This window comes from Stutzerimonas stutzeri (assembly GCF_024448895.1).
Lineage (GTDB): Bacteria > Pseudomonadota > Gammaproteobacteria > Pseudomonadales > Pseudomonadaceae > Stutzerimonas > Stutzerimonas stutzeri_Q.
This window is the reverse complement of the sequence record NZ_JAMOIC010000001.1, coordinates 293,797-315,222: the sequence shown is the minus strand read 5'-3', so window position 1 is coordinate 315,222 and position 21,426 is coordinate 293,797. Positions and strand designations below refer to the sequence as shown.

General features: G+C 62.1%; 18 protein-coding genes and 1 pseudogene. 1 reads left to right on the top strand and 18 read right to left on the bottom strand.

Annotated features, from left to right (window positions below; translation table 11 throughout):
- Positions 1-128: 128 nt before the first annotated feature.
- From NA619_RS01395 to NA619_RS01385, 3 genes and pseudogenes are all read right to left on the bottom strand, one after another.
- Positions 129-1,099: pseudogene (locus NA619_RS01395) on the bottom strand (2-oxoglutarate and iron-dependent oxygenase domain-containing protein).
- 149 nt (positions 1,100-1,248) lie between these two features.
- A complete protein-coding gene (locus tag NA619_RS01390; RefSeq protein WP_255959218.1) occupies positions 1,249-2,340 on the bottom strand; it encodes a BMP family ABC transporter substrate-binding protein in 1,092 nt (363 codons plus the stop codon).
- A 460-nt stretch (positions 2,341-2,800) separates the two neighbouring features.
- Positions 2,801-3,481 (bottom strand): SDR family oxidoreductase, encoded by a 681-nt coding sequence (locus NA619_RS01385; RefSeq protein ID WP_255959217.1) that lies wholly within the window; start codon positions 3,479-3,481, stop codon positions 2,801-2,803.
- Between the two features lie 199 nt (positions 3,482-3,680).
- On the opposite strand from NA619_RS01385, the gene NA619_RS01380 reads away from it, so the two are divergent.
- Entirely contained in the window at positions 3,681-6,398 is a 2,718-nt protein-coding gene (locus NA619_RS01380) for a cation-transporting P-type ATPase (RefSeq protein ID WP_255959215.1), read from the top strand.
- Positions 6,399-6,474: 76 nt separating this feature from the next.
- On the opposite strand, the gene NA619_RS01375 is transcribed toward NA619_RS01380, so the two are convergent.
- The 15 genes from NA619_RS01375 to rimO all read right to left on the bottom strand — a co-directional run bounded on the left by NA619_RS01375 (position 6,475) and on the right by rimO (position 21,289).
- Positions 6,475-7,401, bottom strand: coding sequence for an ABC transporter permease (locus NA619_RS01375; RefSeq protein ID WP_255959214.1), 927 nt, complete (start codon positions 7,399-7,401; stop codon positions 6,475-6,477).
- Positions 7,402-7,456: 55 nt separating this feature from the next.
- Positions 7,457-8,563 (bottom strand): ABC transporter permease, encoded by a 1,107-nt coding sequence (locus NA619_RS01370; RefSeq protein WP_255959213.1) that lies wholly within the window; start codon positions 8,561-8,563, stop codon positions 7,457-7,459.
- 10 nt (positions 8,564-8,573) lie between these two features.
- Positions 8,574-10,118 (bottom strand): ABC transporter ATP-binding protein, encoded by a 1,545-nt coding sequence (locus NA619_RS01365; RefSeq protein WP_255959212.1) that lies wholly within the window; start codon positions 10,116-10,118, stop codon positions 8,574-8,576.
- A gap of 252 nt (positions 10,119-10,370) precedes the next feature.
- Positions 10,371-10,826, bottom strand: coding sequence for a carboxymuconolactone decarboxylase family protein (locus tag NA619_RS01360; protein ID WP_255959211.1), 456 nt, complete (start codon positions 10,824-10,826; stop codon positions 10,371-10,373).
- Positions 10,827-10,836: 10 nt separating this feature from the next.
- On the bottom strand, positions 10,837-11,574 hold the full coding sequence (locus NA619_RS01355) for an SDR family oxidoreductase (protein WP_255959210.1): 738 nt from the start codon (positions 11,572-11,574) through the stop codon (positions 10,837-10,839).
- A gap of 125 nt (positions 11,575-11,699) precedes the next feature.
- Positions 11,700-12,170, bottom strand: coding sequence for a nucleoside deaminase (locus NA619_RS01350; protein ID WP_255959209.1), 471 nt, complete (start codon positions 12,168-12,170; stop codon positions 11,700-11,702).
- 76 nt (positions 12,171-12,246) lie between these two features.
- Positions 12,247-13,020 (bottom strand): ABC transporter permease, encoded by a 774-nt coding sequence (locus tag NA619_RS01345; RefSeq protein ID WP_255959208.1) that lies wholly within the window; start codon positions 13,018-13,020, stop codon positions 12,247-12,249.
- Positions 13,010-13,810, bottom strand: a complete 801-nt coding sequence (locus NA619_RS01340; RefSeq protein WP_255959207.1) for an ABC transporter ATP-binding protein — start codon at positions 13,808-13,810, stop codon at positions 13,010-13,012. Before NA619_RS01340 ends, NA619_RS01345 begins: the two co-directional genes overlap by 11 nt.
- 4 nt (positions 13,811-13,814) lie before the next feature.
- Positions 13,815-14,795, bottom strand: a complete 981-nt coding sequence (locus tag NA619_RS01335) for an ABC transporter substrate-binding protein (protein ID WP_255959206.1) — start codon at positions 14,793-14,795, stop codon at positions 13,815-13,817.
- A gap of 39 nt (positions 14,796-14,834) precedes the next feature.
- A complete protein-coding gene (locus tag NA619_RS01330) occupies positions 14,835-15,596 on the bottom strand; it encodes an alpha/beta fold hydrolase (protein WP_255959205.1) in 762 nt (253 codons plus the stop codon).
- On the bottom strand, positions 15,589-16,563 hold the full coding sequence (locus NA619_RS01325) for an isopenicillin N synthase family dioxygenase (protein WP_255959204.1): 975 nt from the start codon (positions 16,561-16,563) through the stop codon (positions 15,589-15,591). The genes NA619_RS01330 and NA619_RS01325 overlap by 8 nt, the downstream gene beginning before the upstream one ends.
- A gap of 365 nt (positions 16,564-16,928) precedes the next feature.
- The gene (locus NA619_RS01320; RefSeq protein ID WP_255959202.1) at positions 16,929-17,873 is read right to left on the bottom strand and encodes a LysR family transcriptional regulator; all 945 of its coding nucleotides are present in this window, start codon (positions 17,871-17,873) and stop codon (positions 16,929-16,931) included.
- A gap of 38 nt (positions 17,874-17,911) precedes the next feature.
- The gene (locus NA619_RS01315; protein ID WP_255959200.1) at positions 17,912-18,577 is read right to left on the bottom strand and encodes a TetR family transcriptional regulator C-terminal domain-containing protein; all 666 of its coding nucleotides are present in this window, start codon (positions 18,575-18,577) and stop codon (positions 17,912-17,914) included.
- Between the two features lie 218 nt (positions 18,578-18,795).
- Positions 18,796-19,593: an outer membrane protein OmpK gene (locus NA619_RS01310; RefSeq protein ID WP_255959198.1), complete on the bottom strand. Its 798-nt coding sequence runs from the start codon at positions 19,591-19,593 to the stop codon at positions 18,796-18,798.
- A 370-nt stretch (positions 19,594-19,963) separates the two neighbouring features.
- Entirely contained in the window at positions 19,964-21,289 is a 1,326-nt protein-coding gene (gene rimO, locus NA619_RS01305; protein WP_255959196.1) for a 30S ribosomal protein S12 methylthiotransferase RimO, read from the bottom strand.
- Positions 21,290-21,426 lie beyond the last annotated feature (137 nt).

The window sequence follows — 21,426 nt, the reverse complement described above, 5'->3', positions numbered from 1 at the left end:
ATACCCGGCTGCAGCGACACGAGCTGACGGTCGAGCAATTCGCCCGCCAGCTTCGGTCGCTACTGCTCGTGCAGCCATGCGCAGCGGGATGCTCGATGCGAGTCCCTATCCCTAACAACCGTTGACCCTTAGCTCGCTGCGGCTGACGTCTCCCGGCGATAGGCGTAGGTTTCAGCGAAACGCGAAAGCATATAGGCGCTGCAGGTGTGTCCGGGTACTTGGGCGGATTGCTTTCGCCCTGACAGCCGGGCAGGCAACTGATCAGCGTGTCCGGATTCGGCTCGGCAAAGAAGGGCATCGAATAGCGATCGACGCCCAGCGGGCTGATCACCCGATGTGGCGTGGACTTGTACCGGTCGTTGCTCCAGCGCGCCATCATGTCGCCGATGTTGACCACGAAGGTTCCCTCGATTGGCGGCGCGTCGATCCATTCCCCGCGCACGCTCTGCACCTGCAATCCGCCGGCCTGGTCCTGGTAGAGCAGGGTGATGCATCCATAGTCGGTATGTGCGCCGGCACCTTGCTGCTCGGGCGAGGTGGCGGTCTGGCGCGGCGGATAGTGAATCATGCGGAACACGCTGATCGGCTCGACGAAGCGCTTGTCGAAAAAGCCCGATTCGACACCGAGGGCGTTGGCCACGGCGCGTAGCAGCGTGCAGGCGAGGGCGTGCATGTCCTGATAATGCTGCTCGAAGAGGGTTTGCCACCCTTCGATGTCTGGGTGGCGATTGGGCCCGCGCAGCGGCTTGCCGGCCAGCACGTCCGGGTGGTCGTGCGGCATGTGAAAACCCATGTCGAAGGTTTCCTTTAGATCGCTTGGCCTTGCTGGGTCGAGCTGCTCGGTTGCGATGGCGCCGTAACCGCGGTGGTGGGCGCTCTTAGTGATGTCGATCTGCAGTTTCTGCTCGACCGGCAAGCCGAAGAAGCGTTCGGCGGCATCCTTCAGCTGGGCGATACGTTCGGCGCTGATCGGATGGTTGCGGATATAGAAGAAGCCCCAGTCACGGCATGCCGTGTCGATCTGTCGGGCGACATCGTGCCAGCCGTCCTCATCCGAGGCGTATAGCGGCGCGATGTTGATGATGGGGAGCGTGTTCATGGTGACTCCGAGAAATGATCGCTGCGGTCATCTCGTACCGTCAGCCATTAGGGGCCTTGCCCTCGCCAGCGGTTCTCGGATGAGGGACGGCTTGGCATATTTCAGACGCCGCGCCAGGGCTGGCGCGGCTGACACATCGGCCGATCGCTTTACTTCGGCAGTTCTGCGGTGATGCCGTTTACGTAGTAGTCCATCGACGCGAGGTCGCCGTTGCTGGCGGTGGCGCCTTCGGCAATTCGCACGGTGCCTGACTGATCCTTGATCGGGCCGGTGAACGGATGGAACTCGCCGCTGCGTATGCTGGCGATGATCGCTTCCGCCTCGGTTTTCACTTCAGCCGGCACCAGATCGCTGATTGGCAGGCTGATGGTCTCTTCTGCTAGACCGCCCCAGAAGTCCTGCGGTTTCCAGCTGCCATCTTTCACGGCTTTTGTGGCCTGGGCGTAATGTGGGCCCCAATCGTTGACGATGGAGGTCAGCACGGCCTTGGGCCCGAAGTGAGCCATGTCCGATGCGTAACCGACCGAATAGACGCCGCGACGCTCAGCCGCCTGGATCGGCGCAGGGCTGTCGGTGTGCTGGAATACCACGTCCACACCTTGGTCGATTAGCGCGTTGGCCGCGTCGGCTTCCTTGCCCGGATCGAACCAGGAGTTCACCCACACCACCTTGATCTCGGTGCCCGGGTTGTACTTGTCCAGCGCGAGTTGAATGGCGTTGATGTCGCGGATGACTTCCGGAATCGGGAAGGAGGCGATGTAGCCGATCTTCTTGCTCTTAGTCATCTTCGCCGCGAGGAAGCCGCCAACATAGCGACCCTCATAGGAGCGGGACAGATAGGTGCCGAGGTTCTTGTCCTGCTTGTAACCCGTGGCGTGTTCGAAGGTCACCTTGGGAAACTGCTTGGCAACCTTGAGCGTCGGGTTCATGTAACCGAAGGAGGTCGTGAAGATGAGGTCATAGCCGCCTTTGGCCATGTTGCGGATCACTCGCTCGGCATCCGCACCCTCGGCGACGTTCTCCACGAAGGTCGTTTTGACCTGGTCCCCGAGTTCTTTTTCCAGATACTGGCGGCCCATCTCATGCTGATAGGTCCAGCCGTGATCACCAATCGGGCCGACGTAGACGAAGCCGACCTTGAGCGGGTCTGCCGCGATGGCAGCGCCGGTGGACAATGCGGTGGTGAAGCCGATGGCGCCGACAAGGCTGCGCAGCAAGGTGCTCCGTGGTTTCTTCTGCATGTAGATGACGCTCCTGTGTGTCATACGCGAGAGGCCGTAGCGGCTGCCTTGCAGATTGCAAAAAGCTGACCAGATGGACAGATCGCCGTAGCGCGAGCTGCGCACGGCAAAAAAGACCCGGCGAGCGAGCGTCACCGGAGCACAACTGGTGCGTCCTGCAACGACAGCGCACTAGGCCAGTGCAGCGAGCCGTGTCAGCTTGTCTGCAAGCAGCTGTTCAGAGAGGCGTTTAGCACGCTCCAGCGATACGGTTTTGCGTATGCCGTCATGATGCTGCGCCATAGGGAGAGGCGAGACAAAGGGCAAGGAATCAACAGTTCAGCAAGGGCGCTGATAGGGCAGGCGCCGGCTGGGCACGAACGGATCATCGTACAGCCCAAACCGAAGTGCCCTCAGAAGCCCGCGAGCGCTACGAAAGCCGGGCTTCGGGAAGCGAACCGCAGCGCTTCTGAATGACAACTCACCAGGGCAAGTGATCGCCTTTGTAGTCGAGATAATGATGGCCGCTACGGCCCAATGCCTTGGTGACCTGCTCGACCATTCCGCGCGTACTGGTTTCAACGTCCAGCGGAGCCTGGTCACCGCCCATGTCGGTCTTCACCCAGCCGGGGTGCATGGACAACACGGTCAGCCCGGTCTCGCCCAGTTCTGCTACGAAGGTGCGGGTCATGTGATTGAGAGCTGCCTTGCTTGCGCCATAAAGCGACATGCCCATTCCGGGGCCGGTCTCGACGCTGCCTAGAACGGAGCTCATGAACACGATTACGCCTCGCTCGGGATTGACCGCCGGCCGCAACCGTTCGGCCAGGCGCAGCGGAGCGACGGCATTGGTGAAGAACAGTTGGCCGACTTCCGCCTCGATCACTTGGGTGGCGGGCTTGTCCTGCGGTCCGGCAACGCCGGCATTGACGAACAGCACATCCAGCTGCGTGCCCTCGAGCCGCTTAGCCAGCGTCTCAACGCTTGCTGCATCGGTCATGTCGAGGGTTTCGACACGCACCTGTGGAATCTCGTTGAGGACGTCGGCCTGTTGCGGATTACGCACCGTGGCGATCACCTGCCAGCCTTCGCTGGAAAACTGTTTGGCCAGGCCGAGGCCCAGACCGCGAGAAGCGCCAACGATAAGTACGGTTTTTTGCATGAGTGATCCTTGGGTGTGGGCGGGTTTTCAAGCATAGCTTGACGCGGCAACGTCGGCTCATGCGGAGCTGCTGCGACATTAGACCGCTGCCTCTGTGTTGCAATGCATGTCCACACGATAGCTATGGTGATCCTTATTCGGCTCTTATGAAGCTGCGTTGTTGCATCCGGCATCAGCGAAACACGGCGAGGGGGATCCAATGCCCGAACATCAAACCCGAGCGAACCTTTGGCATGCTCACAAGGTTGACGAGGCGTTGCGCGAGCTTGAGTCTTCGAACGCCGGTTTGACGCACGAGCACGTCCAGGAACGGCTTTCCAAATACGGGCCGAATCGTCTCGACGAAGCTAAACCCGTGGGCGTCCTGCAGCGACTGATGCGCCACCTCAATAACGTGCTGCTGTATGTATTGATCGCCGCCGCGGTGGTGACCGGATTAATGGGGCACTGGGTCGATACCTTCGTGATCCTGGTGGTGGTGGTGCTCAACGTGGCCATCGGATTCGTGCAGGAAGGCAAGGCGGAAAAGGCACTTCAGGCGATCCGACATCTCCTTGCGCCCCATGCGGTGGTGTTGCGTGATGGTCGTCAGCAGGACATCGACGCCGCCGAGCTGGTCCCCGGCGATGTTGTGCTGCTGGCCTCCGGTGACAGCCTGCCGGCTGACGTGCGGCTGCTGCAGGCGCGCAACCTGCGAATCGATGAATCGGCGCTCACCGGTGAATCCGTCCCGGTGGACAAGCAGGTCGACGCCGTGGCCGATGATGCGTCAATCGGTGATCGTCTCTGCATGGGCTACGCCGGCACGCTGGTGACACAGGGGCAGGCGCGCGCAGTGGTTGTAGCCACGGGGGCGTCAACCGAGATCGGACGAATCGGTCGCATGTTGGAATCTGTGGAGCAGGGCACCACGCCGCTGCTGCGCAAGATGGAAGACTTTGGCCGCATTCTGACGATGGTGATTTTGGCCACCAGCGCCGTGCTGTTCCTGTTCGGCACGCTGGTACGCGGCATGGGCGCTGGCGAGATGTTCATTGCCGCGGTAGGGCTTGCAGTAGCGGCAATTCCGGAAGGGCTGCCGGCGATCATGACCATCACACTGGCCATTGGCGTGCAGCGGATGGCGACCCGCAACGCGGTGATCCGGCGACTGCCAGCAGTGGAGACCCTGGGCTCGGTCACGGTGATCTGCTCCGACAAGACCGGCACCCTCACACGCAACGAAATGACCGTGCAGGAGGTGATCTGCGCCGGCCAATCGTTGGCGGTCGAAGGTGCCGGTTACGCGCCGCATGGCGCACTCCTATTCGATGCTGTTCCCATCGAGCCGGCCGCGTTGCTGGCGCGATCTCCCGCGTTCAGCTCACTGATGGAAGCGGCAGCCTTGTGCAACGACGCCAGCCTGCACGAGAAGGATCAGGTCTGGGCGTTGGCTGGCGATCCGACTGAGGGTGCGCTGCTGACCCTGGCCATGAAAGCGGAGCTTTCGCCGACCAATCTCCATGTCGATCGTCCGCGGCTGGATGTAATCCCCTTCGAGTCCGAGCACCGCTTCATGGCGACATTGCACGCCATTGATGGCGGCAGCGAGGTGCTGGTCAAGGGCGCGCCGGAACGCATTCTTGCGATGTGCTCGTACCATCTCATGGCCGATGGGCAGGAGCGGGCACTTGAGCTGGATCAGTGGCATGTCCAGGTCGAGGCGCAGGCGCAAGCCGGGCGCCGTGTTCTGGCGCTGGCTCGGCGCCGCCTGCCTGAGGGCAAGGACATGCTCGAGCACGCCGACGTCGCCAATGGGCTCACCCTGCTTGGGCTGGTCGCCATCATCGATCCGCCACGCGAAGAGGCGATACGCGCGGTTGCGCAGTGCAGCGCTGCCGGCATCCGGGTTGTGATGATTACCGGCGACCACGGTGTGACGGCCAGTGCCATTGCCAGACAGCTCGGCATGGGTGATGACATCAAGGCGATCACCGGCCCCGAGCTGGAACAGATGGACGAAGCGGCCATGCGCCAGGCGGTTGCCGAAGCCCGCGTGTTCGCGCGTGCCAGCCCGGAACACAAGCTGCGCCTGGTCCGTGCACTGCAGGCCAACGGTGAAGTGGTCGCCATGACTGGCGATGGCGTCAACGACGCACCAGCACTGAAGCAGGCCGATGTGGGCGTGGCCATGGGCATGAAGGGGACCGAGGCGGCCAAGCAGGCGGGTTCAATAGTTCTGGCGGACGACAACTTCGCATCGATTGCGCACGCCGTGGAAGAAGGCCGAACCGTCTACGACAACCTGCGCAAGACGGTGACCTTTCTGCTGCCGATCAATGGCGGCGAGTCGCTTTCATTGTTGCTGGCTGTGCTGCTCGGCATCGCCCTGCCGATCACGCCGGTGCAGGTGTTGTGGGTAAACATGGTCAGCTCGGTGGCGCTGGCGATGGTCCTGGCATTCGAGCCGACCGAGGCGGATGTCATGCAGCGCCCGCCACGTCGGCCGGACGAACCGATGCTATCTCGCTTCGTCATCTGGCGGATCTTCTTTGTCTCCGCGCTGTTTCTGGCTGGCATCTTCGGCATGTACCAGTGGATGCTTTACCAGGGCGCGACAGTGGAGGCGGCGCGTACCGTGGCGGTCAACACGCTGGTCTGCATGGAAGTGTTCTATCTGTTCAGCGTGCGCTACCTGAAGGCCCCTTCGTTCACCCTGGAAGGCGTGAAAGGCACCCCGCGGGTGCTGATGGCGGTATTCGGCGTGTTTGTCCTGCAACTGCTGTTCACCTACGCGCCGTTCATGCAGTCACTGTTCGCGTCCGAGGCCTTATCGCTGACCACTGGTGTTTTCGTAGTACTGGCCGGGGTAGCCGTGCTGGTCATTCTGGAGATCGAAAAAGCCCTGTTGCGGCGGCTGGGCCTCGGCCCGGCCTGACGGTAGCGAAATCGAACGTCATGAGCACGATGGTGAATGGAAAGCGGAGCCTGGCAGCCGCCGCTTTCCGACTCGGTCAATGGCCGGCCTTCCAGGGTTGCCCCAGGGAAACCGGTGCGTACAGGCGGGTGCGGATCGCGTCGCGTGACAGCAGGACCAGCACGATGATGGTCGCTACGTACGGCAGCATCGCCAGCAGGTTGCTGGGAATCGACAGACCAATGCCCTGCGCCACCAGATGCACGATGCTGGCAAGGCCGAACAGGTAGGCGCCCAGCAGCACCCGACCTACGCGCCAGCTGGCGAAGACCACCAGCGCCAGGGCGATCCAGCCGCGACCGGCAGTCATGTTCTCCGCCCACATCGGGGTATAGGCGAGCGACAGGTAGCCGCCCGCCAGACCGGCCATTGCGCCGCCGAATAGCACGGCCAGCGCGCGAACTCGCAATACCGGCAGGCCCATGGCGCTGGCAGCGTTGGGGTTCTCGCCGACCGCCTGGATGATCAGGCCGATACGACTCTTCAACAGCACCCAGGCGACCAGGGCGAAAAGCGCAAAGGACAGGTAGACCAGCAGATCCTGGGCGAAGAGCATGCGGCCAATCATGGGGATATCGCTGAGGAAAGGAATGGCGACCGGCTCGAAACCGGCGAGCGGCTTGCCGACCCAGCCCGCACCGATGAAGGAAGACAGGCCTACGCCAAAAATGGTCAGTGCCAGGCCAGTGGCAACCTGATTGGCGTTGAAACCCAGTGCCACCAGCGCGAACAGCTGCGACAGCAGCATGCCGCCCAGGCAGGCGAAAACGACGCCGAGCCAGAGGCTGCCGGTAGCGAAGGCGGCGATGAAACCTGCCACTGCACCGAACAGCATCATGCCTTCCTGGCCGAGATTGAGAACGCCGGACTTTTCGCAGACCAGTTCGCCAAGGGCTACCAGCAGCAGCGGCGTGCCGGTCCGGATCATGGCGTAGAAAATGTTCGTGAGTAGGTCGATATCCATCAAATCAAGCCTCGAGGCGCAAGCGGCAAACCATCAGAAGAGTGGGGCAGGAAGATCATGCGGCGGGCTCCGGTGCGAGCGCTGCCGGCTGCGGCTTGCGGCTCCAGCCCTTCAGCCGCGGCCGATAGAGAATCAACACGTCGCACGCCAGCAGAAAGAACAGCACCATGCCCTGGAACAGCTGGGTGATCGATTGGGGCAGGTTGGCGGCCATCTGGGCGTTCTCGCCGCCCAGATAAAGCAGCGCCATCAGCAGGCTGGCAAAGACAATCCCGATGGGGTTGAGGCGGCCGAGAAAGGCTACCGTGATCGCGGCATACCCATAGCCGGGCGACACCTGGGGCACCAGCTGGCCGATCGGACCGACGACCTCCGCAACGCCAGCGAGCCCCGCCAGGCCTCCGCTGATCAGCAGCGCGATCCAGATCAGCCGCTTCTCACGAAAGCCGACAAAGCCCGCCGCACGCTTGTCGAGTCCCAGCACTTTGATCTGAAAACCGAGAAAGCTCTTCTGCAACAACACCCACACCACGACCAGCGCCAGCAGCGCGAAGTAGAAGCCGCCGTGCACGCGCAGATCCCCGAACAGCTGCGGCAGCCGCGTGGCGTCGCCGAACATGGCCGATTCGGGAAAGTTGAAGCCTTCCGGGTCCTTAAGCGGCCCGTGCACGGCGAACAGCAGCAGATTCAGCGCAATGTAGTTGAGCATGATGCTGGTAAGAATTTCGTTGGCGTTGAACTGCGTGCGCAGCCAGGCACAGAGACCCGCCCAGGCGGCGCCGCCGAGCGTACCGATGAGCAGGCTGAGTACCAGCGCCCAGCGCGAATCCCACTCGATGACGTTTACCGCTACGGCGCTGCCTGCCAGCGCGCCGATGAGCAGCTGGCCCTCCGCGCCGATGTTCCAGATCCGAGCCCTGTAGACGACTGCCAGACCAAGGGCGCAAAGCAGGATCGGCAGCGCTTTGACCAGCAGCTCGGATACGCCATAGAGGTCGCTGATCGGATCGATCAGCAGCACCCGTAGCGTTTCCAGTGGTGGATGGCCCAGTGCGGCGAACAGCAGCGCGCCACTGATCAGGGTCAGCAGCGCAGCAAGCACTGGCGAAAACCAGAGCATCGGGCGTGATTCATAGCCGCGGGGTTCGAGGGATAACAACATGATGGGAATCTCAGGCGGCGGTGGGCGTGGTGTGATCGAACTGTCCCGCCATCCAGCGGCCGACATCCGTGGTGGTGGTCTGCGCGGTCGCTTTTAGCGAAGACAGGCGGCCGTGGCTCAGCGCAGCGATTCGGTCGCTGATCTGAAACAGCTCTTCGAGGTCTTCGGATATCACCAGAATCGCGGTGCCGGCGTCGCGCAGCTCGATCAGTGCGCGGTGGATCGCCGCCGCTGCGCCGACATCCACGCCCCAGGTCGGGTGCGCTGCGATCAGCAGTTTCGGTCGCTGGAGGATCTCGCGGCCGAGGATGAATTTCTGCAGATTGCCGCCGGAAAGGCTGCGTGCCGCGGTATGAGTGCCCGGCGCCTTAACCGCAAAGGTGTCGATGATGCGCCGGGCGAACGCCTCGACCCGGCCGTGGCGAATCAACCCGCCCCTAACCATTCCCTCCTGCTGGAAGCCGGTCAGCAGGGCATTATCGGCCAGGCTCATTTCCGGGACTGCGCCGTGCCCCAGTCGCTCTGCGGGGACAAAGGTCATGCCGTGACGGCGGCGGGCATCTGGCCGTAGATGCGCTACGGGCGATTCCAGAAAGCGAATGCGTGCACCCTGTTCTCGAGGCAGGCGCTGTTCTCCGCAGAGCAGCGCGAGCAGCTCGTCTTGTCCGTTGCCGGCAACACCGGCAATGCCGACAATCTCGCCAGCGCGCACTTCCAGCATCACCTCTTCGAGCGATACGCCGAACGGATCGGCGTTGCGCCAGGAGAGCGCCTCGACCCGCAGGAAGGGCGCACCGCCGCTGGCTTTCGGGTATTCGGCCTCCAGCCCTTCGGCATCGCCCACCATCAGCCGCGCCAGATCCATATCCGTGCATTCGGCCGGCACACAGTCCCCCGAGACGCGCCCGCCGCGCAGCACCGTTGCGTTCTCGCATAGCGCTCGCACTTCGTTCAGCTTGTGGCTGATGAACAGCACGCTGCAACCTTCGGCCGCAAGCCGGCGCAGCACCACGAAGAGATCATCGGCTTCCTGCGGTGTGAGGACGGATGTGGGCTCGTCGAGAATCAGCAGCTTGATGTCCTGCATCAGGCAGCGGACGATTTCCACCCGCTGGCGCTCGCCGATGGAGAGGCTATGGACCAGACGATGCGGCTCCAGGGGCATGCCGTACCGTTGGGAGACGTCACGGATCTTCGCTTCAAGCTGTTTGGGCGTACCGGCGGCGGCACCAAGCGCCAGCGCCACGTTTTCCGCCACGCTCAGAGTTTCGAACAGCGAGAAGTGCTGGAAGACCATGCCGATACCCCGCTCGCGCGCTTGCGCCGGATCGCGCATGACGACCGGCTCGCCTTCCCAGCACATCTCTCCGGCGTCCGGCTGGGTCACCCCGTAGATGATTTTCATCAGGGTGCTCTTGCCAGCACCGTTCTCACCAAGCAGGGCGTGGATCTCCCCAGCGTGGATACTGAGGTCGATATGGTCGTTGGCCAGGCAGCCCGGGTATTGCTTGGTGATACCGGTCAGCTGCAGGCGTGGTAAGGATGCGTCGGGCATGAGTGCGTCCGCTGGAGGTTCATGTCCGTGTGGATAGCAAAAAGCTGGCCAGGCAGTCAGGATTCTAGCGGGAACCCTGGGCAGGAGCTTTGCCGCCGGGAAATGACGGCAGCGAGCCTCGGTCGTGCCTCTAATTGGTGCCAGTGGTGGAGCTGTTTCGTTCTCTTGCACCGGACTGGGGCGACGGAGCGGAGTAGGCGAATGGCACAGGTTCGCTGATCGACCGCGATGATCAGCGAACCCTTCGGACAATCACTCTGCGGCCGGGTCAGCGACCTCACGCAGCGCCTGCGCCGCGTCGATGGCGCGAGGAAAGCCGGCAGTGACAGTGGTCAGATACACCACCTCCTTCAACTCGTCGCGGGTAACGCCAAGGCGCAGCGCGTAACCGGCGTGGACCTTCATGTAGGGCAAGTTGCCCTGCGCGGCGAAAGCGGCGACTACCGCCAGCTGGCGGGTTCGATCATCCAGGCCGCTGCGCCCCCAGACATCGCCCAGCGCATAACGGGTGATGCCGTCCGCCAGAAACGGATAGTCCTCCCGCAGCGCATCGAGGACGGGCTGACCAGCACCGCCAGACAGATGATCCATGACCTCGACGCCGCGGGCGTGGCGCTCGTTGCCGACCGCTTCCAGGGAGGCGAATGTCAGCGAGCCGAGCAATCCCAGGCAAACCGCGCTCAAAGCGTTACCAGTGAGTAGATTCATCGCGGCGTCCTCAGTAGGGGCTGGCGGTCGGACGAACCACCAGCTCGCTGACATCGACATCAGCCGGTTGCTCGACGGCGTAGGCGATCGCTCGGGCGATGGCTTCGGCGGGGATGGCGATACGGCGAAAGTCATTCATGGCAGCCCGCGCGCCCTCATCGGAAATGCTCTCGGCCAGTTCCGACTCGGTGACACCGGGAGATACCAGGGTGACGCGGATATCGCCGCCGACCTCCTGGCGCAGCCCTTCTGAAATGGCGCGCACCGCGTATTTGGTGGCGCAGTAAACAGCAGCGGTGGGGCTGACTGCATAAGCGCCGATGGAAGCGATGTTGATGAACTGGCCGGAGCGCTGGCGCTGCATCAGTGGCAGCCCGGCCGCGATGCCGTGCAGCACGCCACGGATGTTCACGTCGATCATCCGGTCCCACTCTTCGATCTTCAGGGCGTCGAGTCGCGACAGCGGCATCACGCCGGCATTGTTGATGATCACATCGACGCGGCCAAAGCGCTGCTCGGCAAAATCGACGAAGGCCTGGGTATCCTCGCGGCTGGTCACATCCAATGCACGACAGGCCGCGATACCGCCTGTTTCGGTGATGCTGGCGACAAGCGCTTCCAGCCGTTCGACGCGCCGTGCGCCCAGTACGACCGTGGCGCCTCTGGCGGCCAGCAGGCGTGCCGTCGCTTCGCCGATACCGCTGCTGGCGCCGGTGATGAGTACAATTTTCCCGTTGACGTTCGACATGTTCAGGTTCTCCGCTTAGCCATCATTCGGCGCTCATGCGCCGTGGAATGAATGCTAGGCAGAGGTTGCTGCGTGGCGTTATGTCGATCCTGCCGCGGGCTTGCCTGATTCTGGCAGGGTGCGAATCACCATATGCCCTCGTGCAGGGCGGCCGCTTCGTCTTCGAGCAACGGGCCGATCACCTCGACCTTGCGCTGTCCGGCTTCGAACACCACACGGCAGGGCAGATCCAGCGTCGGGTTTTCCGGATGATTGCCGGTGATGGTTTTCAAGCTGCGCTCGGAAAGACCATATACCACCCGACCAAGTCCCACCCAATACGCCGCGCCGGCACACATGGCGCAGGGCTCGGCAGAGGTGTACATGGTGCAGCGGGAAAGGAATTCCGGCGTGTAGCGGGTCGAGGCACGGGTCATCAGTACCCGCTCGGCATGGCCGGTCATGTCGTGATCCGGCATGTAGGCATTGCCCTGTTCCAGCAAGGTTTCACCATCGGGCCCGACCAGGATGGCGCCGAAAGGGTGTGTCCCTTCGGCCAAGGCGCGGCGCGCCACGTCAAAGCTTTTGCGGAGTAAAGCGGCGTCGTCTAGAGGCATATCCATGTCCCAGATAGATGGGTTCGTGAAGGCGGGCGCAGCAGGGTAGTACGCTGCACCTGCCTGTTTGGAAGTGTCAGTGTTCGTTCTTCGGCAGGCTCCAGGCGAAGCACAGGCGCTGCACCAGGCCGACCAGCTGGAACAGGCCCAGGCTGATGATCACCAGCATCATTAAGGCGGCGAACGCCTGCGGGACCTGGAACATAGAGGTCGAGAAGTTGATGAAATAACCCAGCCCCTTGTCCGCCGCGACGAACTCAGCCACCACCGCACCGATCACGGCCAGGGTGATGGAGATCCGTAGCGCCGAGAACAGGTGCGGAATGGCGAAGGGCAAGCGGATGTTGCGAAACTCCCGCGTCCGCGAGGCACCCAGGGAGCGGGACAGCTCGATGAGCTCCGTTGGGGTCGCAAGCAGCCCGGTTACGGTGGACACGACGATCGGGAAAAACGCGATCAGAAAGGTGATGAACACCCGCGGCATGTCCCCGGCGCCCATCACCACCACGATAATTGGCGCGACCGCGACGATTGGCGTCGACTGCACGATCACCAGCAGCGGATAGAGCGTGCGCGACAACAGTCTCGAGGACGCCAGCGCGATGGCCAGCGGAATGCCGATCAGAATCGAGAGCCCGTAGCCAAGCAAGGTCACGCGCAAGGTCGCGAAAATGTGCTCGGCCCAGATCGTCGGGTCGAGTTTCCAAGTGGCGGTGAGGATGGCGCTCGGGGAGGGCAGGACGAACGCTGGCAGGCGGAACGCCCAGCAAGCGGCTTCCCACAGCAGTAACAGTCCGAGCAGCGCCAGCCCGGGGGCGAAGCGCTCGCCCAATGCGCGATCAAAGGCCATGACGGCTGAACACCTTCCGACGGATATGGTTGGCGAGCTCATTGAAGCGCGGCTCGGTGAGGGTATCCAGGGACCTTGGCCGCGGCAGGTCGACGTCGATGATCTCGGTTATCCGCCCCGGGCGGGCGGACATCACGAGGATTCGGTCAGCCAGCAGCAAGGCTTCCGGAATCGAGTGAGTGATGAACAACACCGTCTTCGGACGCTGCGTCCAGATATTCAGCAGCTCCAGGCTCAGCTCGTCGCGGGTCAATGCGTCGAGTGCCGAGAAGGGTTCGTCCATCAGCAGGATTTCCGGGTCGTGCAACAGCGCACGAGCAATTCCGGCGCGTTGCTGCATACCGCCGGAAAGCTCGTCCGGACGCGTCCCGCCGAATTCCTTCAGACCAACCAGATCAAGCAGTTCCTCGCCGCGCTCACGTTCTTGCTGCGTGACCCGGCCGTATTTGTGCTTCATCGGGAAGGTGAGGTTGTCGCGGATAGTCAGCCAGGGCAGCAGCGTCGGCTTCTGGAAGACGATGCCGATCTCGTCGCGCGGGCCGTCCAGCTTCTTGCCGTAGATGTTCACCTGGCCGCTGGTGGGCCGGATAAGCCCCGCCAGAATCCGCAACAAGGTGGACTTGCCGCAGCCCGAGGGGCCTATGACGGCGATGAACTCGTTACGATCGATCGAGAAGCTAGTGTCGTCGAGGGCCACCACCTCGCTGCCGTCCGAGGAGGTGAATACCTGTCGGACCTGCTCGAAGACGATGCTCGGCCGCACGGCCGAGCGGGTTTCGGTCTGGTTCATGGGCTTACTCGACGAAGCCGTTGGCGACGATCTGGCTCGGGTCCAGACTGTCGGTCTCCAGGTTCTGCGCACGTGCGACCCACTGCCAGGTGGTTTCCAGGCGCTTGGTATCAAACCCGGTAGTGCCTTCGGCTTCACTGATTTCGTTCTGCATCAGCGGAACCGACGCCTCGAACTGCTCAACGGCCTGCTGCTCATCAATTTCCGGGACCATTTTCTTCAGCGCGGCGGCCGCTGCAGCCGGGTCGGCGATGGCCATCTCCTGTGCTTGGCGGTAGGCCTTTATGAATTTCTTCGCAACCTCTGGCTGATCCTTCAGGAAGCGCTCTGAGGCGATCAGCGACAGGCCGTAGCCATCGAAGCCTGAATCCGACCAGGCAATGACCTTGAGTTGCTTGCCGGCTTCCTGCATCGAACGGGCGAAACCCGGTGCCACGGTCACCCAGTTGATGGTCGCGTCGACCTTGCCGGTCGCCAGCATGGGCGCCAGGGCGCCGGGGTCGAGCTTGAGCAGTTTTACCCCGTCACGGGCGATGCCGTTGGCTTCGAGCACCAGCGGAAACACCACATTCGAGGCGGAGAAGGTCGGAGTGGCGACGGTTTTGCCGGAAATGTCCTTGAAGCTTTCGATGCCCGATCCTTCGGCGGTGAAGAATGCATCAGGCTGCTTGTTGTAGATCGGCGCCACGGCGACTACCGGCACCGCGCCCTGGGCCCTGGCCTGCAGCACGGATGCAAGGCCCGCACTGCCGAAGTCTGCGCTGGCGGTCGCCAGCTTGGTTACCACATCGCTGCCGCCGCGAGCGCTGGCGATTTCAACTTCGATGTCTTGCTCGGCGAATAAACCCTTGTCGACGCCGAGATAGATCACCGCCTTGTCACCCGCGGGCAGCCAGTCATTCAGCCAGCGCACGGTATCGGCCGCAAGTGCGGCCTGGGAGAACAGCATCAGCAGCGAACTGGCGATCAGGGATTTCTTGAACATGGGGAGTCTCTCCTTGGTGTGCATCGCAAAAGGTCAGGATCAGAAAACGGTTTCGGCATGGCGCGAAAAGAAGGGCAGCAGGCAAGCGAGCAATGCGTCGGGCTTGGAAAGTTGGGGTGCATGGCCGCAATCGAGCGTGACGCGCTCGGCGCCCGGCACCAGCTCCTGCATCCAGCTCTGCACCGCAGGCACCACCGAGCGATCGGCGCTGCATTCGATATACAGGCGCGGCAGACGGCCGAAGCGTTCGGGCGTCCAGCGAGCGGCCACGGAGCGTCCGCCATCGGGTTGCGCGCCCAGGCGCTGGGCAGCGGCCAGTGCTTGCGGCAGGGGTACATCATGAAAGAACAGAGCGCAGGCGATCTCGGCCGGGACGCGTGTGCCCAAGCCGTCGGCGCTGCGCTGCAGGAAAGGGCCGACACCGGAGACTTCCGGCGCCGTGCTTACCAGTTCCGCACAGGCTTCGGCGAACGGCAGGCCGCTGGGCAGCATCATGCCGGCGACATAGGCGACGCCGGAAATACGTTCGGCACGCTGCTCGGCCACGGCGGTAGCCGTCAATCCGCCGCCTGAATGGGCGACCAGTTGCACGGGTCCGTCGAGGCTGTCGATCAGACTGGCAACGTGCGCCGCATACAGGTCGAGGGTCACTGCTGCTGGCGAAATATCGTCGTTGCCATTGCCGGGCAGGTCCACGGGATGTGGCGTGTAACCAGCGGCACGCAGACCTTCGAGTATGCCGTCCCAGACCCAGCTGCCGGCCCAGGCGCCGTGAATCAGCACTACGTGACGATCAGGCATAGGTCCTCCGGTACATTTCGCGGTAATGCGCTTCAACGGTGACGCTGGGATAGCGCGGCGCTTCGCCAGGTTCGAGGCAGGTCGGAATGCAGCTCACCAGGTGGTCAGGATTGCCGCCGTAGAAGAAGGGCACGCTGTAGCGCTCATGGCCGGAGAGATTCACCACGCGATGCAAGGTCGAGCGGTAACGGTCGTTGGTCCAGCGGGCAATCATGTCGCCGAGATTGACCACGTAAGTGCCGGGCAGAGGCGGTGCGTCGACCCAGATTTCGGCGCTGTGGTCCCACACCTGCAGGCCCGGATTATCGTCCTGCAGCAACAGCGTCAGCCCACCGAAGTCAGTGTGGGCGCCGCACCCCTTCTCGCCAGGCGCAGCGGTGGCAGGCGGCGGGTAGTGCAGCAGTCGCAGGGTCGCCATGGCCTCGTTACAAAACCCTGCGAAGTAATCCTCGGGCAGCGCCAGAGATAGCGCCAACGCGGCCATCAGGCGCTCGGCGAGAGCGGTCATGGCAGCCTGGTAGCGCTCCATGGCCGGGCGGAACGCAGGTAACATCGGCCATTGGTTCGCGCCGTGATTGAAGCGACCCGCCAGCACGCGCGGGTCATCTTGGGCAAGCTCGCGGCCAAGGTAGAAGCCTTCCTTGAGGTCCGCCGGCGCGCCTGGCTCCAAACGTTGGCCGCGCAGCGCTTCGTAACCGCGATTGGCCGGCGAGGTGGCCTTGTCCAGTGCCCGCTTGGCCTCGTCAGGCAGGTCGAACAACTGCTTCGTCTGGTCGAACACAGCGCGTTGCAACGAGGCATCGATGCCATGGTTATGGATGTAGAAGAAGCCTGTATCTCGGCAGGCGCGCCCGATGTTCTGCGCAACGGCAACGCGTGCTTGTGGGTCGCCTTGGAGTAGCCCGGCCAGATCAATCAGGGGCAGGGTCTGCGCAGGAGAGCGGTCAGCGTCGCGCAAGAAGGACATGGTGAAGACCTGCAAGAACAAAGGCTCTAAGCCCGTTGCTGCGGAGTATCCAGCCCACTCGCTGTACGCAAAAGCAGAGAATATCGAGCATGCCGATGCCGTTTCGGCATCACTAGAGCATGCCTTTTAAACGGGCGTCGGATGCTCTGGAATGGGGCCTGGGCCAAGTGCAGAACGATTGGCTCGAGGCATCCTGATCGACATTTGGCCGGCATTCACGCACCAGCATGGAGCGGCCGATCAAGATGCCGAGCCTTTAACGATTTTTCGCGATCGACGGAGTACTGCGCCGGTAACGCTCGCGGAAATGGAAGTCGAAACAGGGTAATTGCCGAGCAAGATGCGAGTGATATGCCCGAGGATGTTCAGTCCGAAACGATGTGCAAACGCTCGGCTTGTTCGCGCGAGGCGATTTCCTCGCAGAGTGCGCGGACGAACGCATCCACCGCCACGGGCAGATAGCGGGAGCTGCGTACGTAGACGCCCAGGTCGCTGAGTACCTGGCCGTTGTCATTCAGCGGCACGTGCACCAGTGCGCCTGAAGCCAGCTCTGCCTCGATGCCGATCCGTGTCTGGAATGCGATGCCGGCGCCGCGTTTGGCCATTTGCGCGGCAAGCTCCACCGAGCTGGTCTGCAAGGCCGCCTTGTGCGGCGACCGGGTTCTGGCGATCACCGGAGCCAGTAGGTGGTGGATCGACAGATCGCTTTTGGCCAGGATCAGCCGGTCTTCCGCGCAGGTCGAGAAACTCACCTCACGTCGCCCTGCCAACGGATGGCCGCCCGGGACGATGGCGCCGAGGCGAAAATGCCCGACGCCGAGCTGCTGCAAATCTGCCGTTCGGCGCAGGGCAAAGGCGATGCCTATGTCGGCCTGGCCGCTGGTCACGGCTTCCGGGATGGCTTGCGAACCCAGACTGGTGACGCCAACCGTGATGTGGGGATAGCGCACCGTCATGCTTTCAAGCACGGTTGGCAAAAGGTCCACGGTGACGCCCGAAACGGTGGCGATCTCAACATGTCCGGTGCGCATTCCTTGCAACGCGTCGAGCTCGGAACTCGCGCGTGCGGCGTCCTGCAATACCACGATTACGTGGCGCGCAAATACTTCTCCGGCCGCGGTCAGACGCAGGCCGGCCGGCAGGCGCTCGAACAGGGGCGCCTCGATCTCGGCTTCAAGTTTCAGAATCTGCCGATTGACCGCTGACGAGGCGACATTCAGCCGGCGAGCGGCTTCGCGGATCGACTGGCAGCGGCGCACCATGTCGAAGTAATGGATGGCCGGGGAGTGGATGCGAAGGCGGCGTGACATGGCAGGTTGACGGCTCGGGCTGCGGGATGGTGCTGGGGTCAGCGTGGCGGGGTCAGGCCGCAACCCTTGAGGATGACGCGTATCAGGGTTTCGGTTCCGCGCTCGTAGTCTTCCTTCCTGACCCGGCGTTGGCCGGTGATGCGGCGAATCTGATCGGAGAAGTCGGCATAGTGCTGAGTGCTGCTCCAGATCAGGAAGATCAGATGCATGGGGTCGATGGGGTCCATCTTCCCCGCGTCGCTCCAGGCCTGGAATACAGCCGAGCGGCTACGGAACCACTCGCGATAGTCTTCGTTGAAATGCGCTGAAAGGCACTCGCAGCCGCTGATCACTTCCATGGCGAAGATCTTCGACGCCTGCGGTTGCTTGCGGGAAAACGCCATCTTGGTGCGGATGTAATCAGCCAATGCGGTGGCTGGGTCATCGTCCGCGGTGAGGTTGTCGAACGCATTGTCCCAAAGTTCGAGGATATGCCGCATGACCTCGACATAGAGCCCGAGCTTGTTGGTGAAGTAGTAGTGAAGGTTGGCTTTTGGCAGCCCTGCGCGCAGGGCAATGGTGTTCATGCTGGTGCCTTTATAGCCGTGGTGGGCGAACTCTTCAGCAGCGGCCGAAAGGATCAGCTCCTCGTTCTTCTGGCGGATGCGCCCGGTGCGTTTGCCGGCGGGAGAAGCCTGGGCAAGCGCGGCATCGAAAGTGGTCATAGGTCCGTTCCCTGTGGCTGCCGCATCAGGCTCGATGCGCTTCAAACGGTAGCATAGGTCGAGATGAAGGCAGCCCTAAGCGGCTCTCCTGCCAACTCGGTAGATCTTTCGCTGAATAACGGATGTTGATACTGCTCGTATCAACGTCTTTGTGGCTTTCGCAAGTTCAATCGGTAGCTGATCAGGTTCCGCCCAGCTCAGTGGGCGGAACCTTGCAATCAGAAATGGGCCTTGACGATAAAGTTGGTCACATTGTTATCGGTGTTGAAGGCGTCGCTGTCCTCGATACCGTATTTGTTCGACCAATAGTCATATTCGATACCGACATAGAGCATGCCCGGCGTGTAATCCATCGCCTTGCCAAGGTCGTATTTCACTTGCGGGTTGAAATGGAAGTTCTTCTTCAATTCCGTGTTGCCGTTCTTCTTGTCGTTGACCACCCAATCGATATAGCCATCGAACAGGATGTCTGACTTGCCGACGGGAATGGTGATGGCCCAGGTCGGTGTGATCTGCCACTGACCGCTCGGCTTGTTGGTGATGCCGTCGGGTTTGCGGTAGTAGGTATTGATGGCAAGACGATCGAAACCCGGCACTTCCAGGTCAACGGCCGGGCCGAGCAGGTAGTTGCGGTTGCGCCCTTCGCCCCGTTCGTATGTCGCCGAGATCAGAACGTCTTTAATCGGGCCGAATGACAGATCGTTGCCGGTGACTTTCCCTAGCGAGAGTCGAGGACTGAACTCACCGTAATAGGTGTGACCGTCACTGCCGGAAATGCCGTTGTACCACTTGTTGTCGACGAACAGGAACATGTCGCCCCAGGTCCATCCACTGGCGTGCTCGAAGGTGATGGTTTGCTGAATATCACCTTCCTTACCGCCGGCGCTGTCTACGGAAAAGTTCTTCCCGTAGAGATAGGTCAGGCTGTTGTTCTGCCAGAGCATCGGCGCGGCGCTTGCCTGGCCAGCGAGCATCAGGCCGCTCGCGAGTGCAGCAGTGGTCAGCATTGATTTCATGGGTAGCTCCTGTGTGCGTTGTGTTCTTTATTTCTTGGCCGAACGGTCAGATGCTGGTGATTAAGCAAAACCTGAGCCATTCCTTATTCGGGCCTTTATAAGTGTTTATTAGTCTTGAATTTCAGTGTGTTAGCACTTGCTCGGGCCTGCAGGATGTATTGCCTGTGTCAGGCGTGCCCAGCTTTGCAGCGAAAGAAACCTGACCGTACCGTCAGTGCTTCATCTTGATGCAAGCAGATGGCCATGGTGGATTCAGGTCCGCCTGCGAGTGGCTGCAAACCGCTGATCGTCGGCATCTCGCATCGACACTCACCGGGCGCGCACAAAAAAAGCCCCGCAGTAGCGGGGCTTCGATTTTGAACCGCCGTGATCAGATCACTTCGGCCCAGAGGTCGTACTCGTCGGAATTGGTGACCCGGACCCAGACCTTGTCACCCGGTTGCAGCGGCTGCGCGCTGTCGACGTAGACCATGCCGTCGATTTCCGGCGCATCGGAATAGGAGCGACCGATTGCGCCATCCTCGTCGACCTCATCGATCAACACTTCGATTTCCTGACCGATCTTGCGCTCCAGTCGTGCGGCGCTGATGGCCTGCTGGTGTGCCATGAAGCGATCCCAGCGATCCTGCTTGACGTCATCAGGCACTGGCTCCAGATCCATGGCTTCTGCCGGAGCACCATCGACCGGCGAGTACTGGAAGCAGCCGACGCGGTCCAGCTGGGCTTCGGTCAGCCAGTCGAGCAGGTACTGGAAATCTTCTTCGGTCTCGCCTGGGAAGCCGACGATGAAGGTGGAGCGGATGGTCAGTTGCGGGCAGATCTCGCGCCACTTCTGGATGCGCGCCAGCGTCCTGTCTTCGAAAGCCGGACGCTTCATCGCCTTCAATACTTTTGGGCTGGCATGCTGGAACGGGATGTCCAGGTAGGGCAGAAGCTTGCCTTCGGCCATGAGCGGGATCACGTCATCGACGTTCGGGTAGGGGTACACATAATGGAGCCGGACCCACACGCCCATGCTCGACAACGCTTTGCACAGCTCCAGCATGCGGGTCTTGACCGGCTGGCCATTCCAGAAATCGGTCTTGTACTTGACGTCGACGCCATAGGCGCTGGTGTCCTGCGAGATGACCAGAATTTCTTTGACGCCGGCCTTGACCAGGCGCTCGGCTTCGCTGAGCACGTCGCCCACTGGCCGGCTGACCAGCTTGCCGCGCATGGACGGGATGATGCAGAAGCTGCAGGTATGGTTGCAGCCTTCAGAGATCTTCAGATAGGCGTAGTGGCGCGGGGTGAGCTTGATGCCCTGCGGCGGGACCAGATCGACGAAGGGATCATGGTTGATGTTCGGCGGCACGACTTGGTGAACGGCGTTGACCACCTGCTCGTACTGCTGCGGCCCGGTCACGGCCAGTACGCTGGGGTGCACACTGCGGATGTTGTCTTCAGCCACGCCCATGCAGCCGGTGACGATCACCTTGCCGTTCTCGGCGATGGCTTCACCGATGGCGTCCAGCGATTCGGCCTTTGCGCTGTCAATGAAACCGCAGGTGTTGACCACCACCACATCGGCATCCTCATAGGACGGCACGATCTGGTAACCCTCCATGCGCAGCTGGGTGAGGATGCGTTCGGAGTCCACTGTGGCTTTCGGGCAGCCCAAGCTTACAAATCCAACAGTTGGCGTTTTCATAGACATAGCAGGCCGCCTCGGCACATACGGCTTGGAAAAATAGCGCGCGAGTATACAGGCATCTGCGCCTTTCCGATCCCCGCCGAGCGTCGGGAGTTCGTTTCTCTTCCGGGCAGGGTCCGGCAGGGGTGGTTCAGCTGATT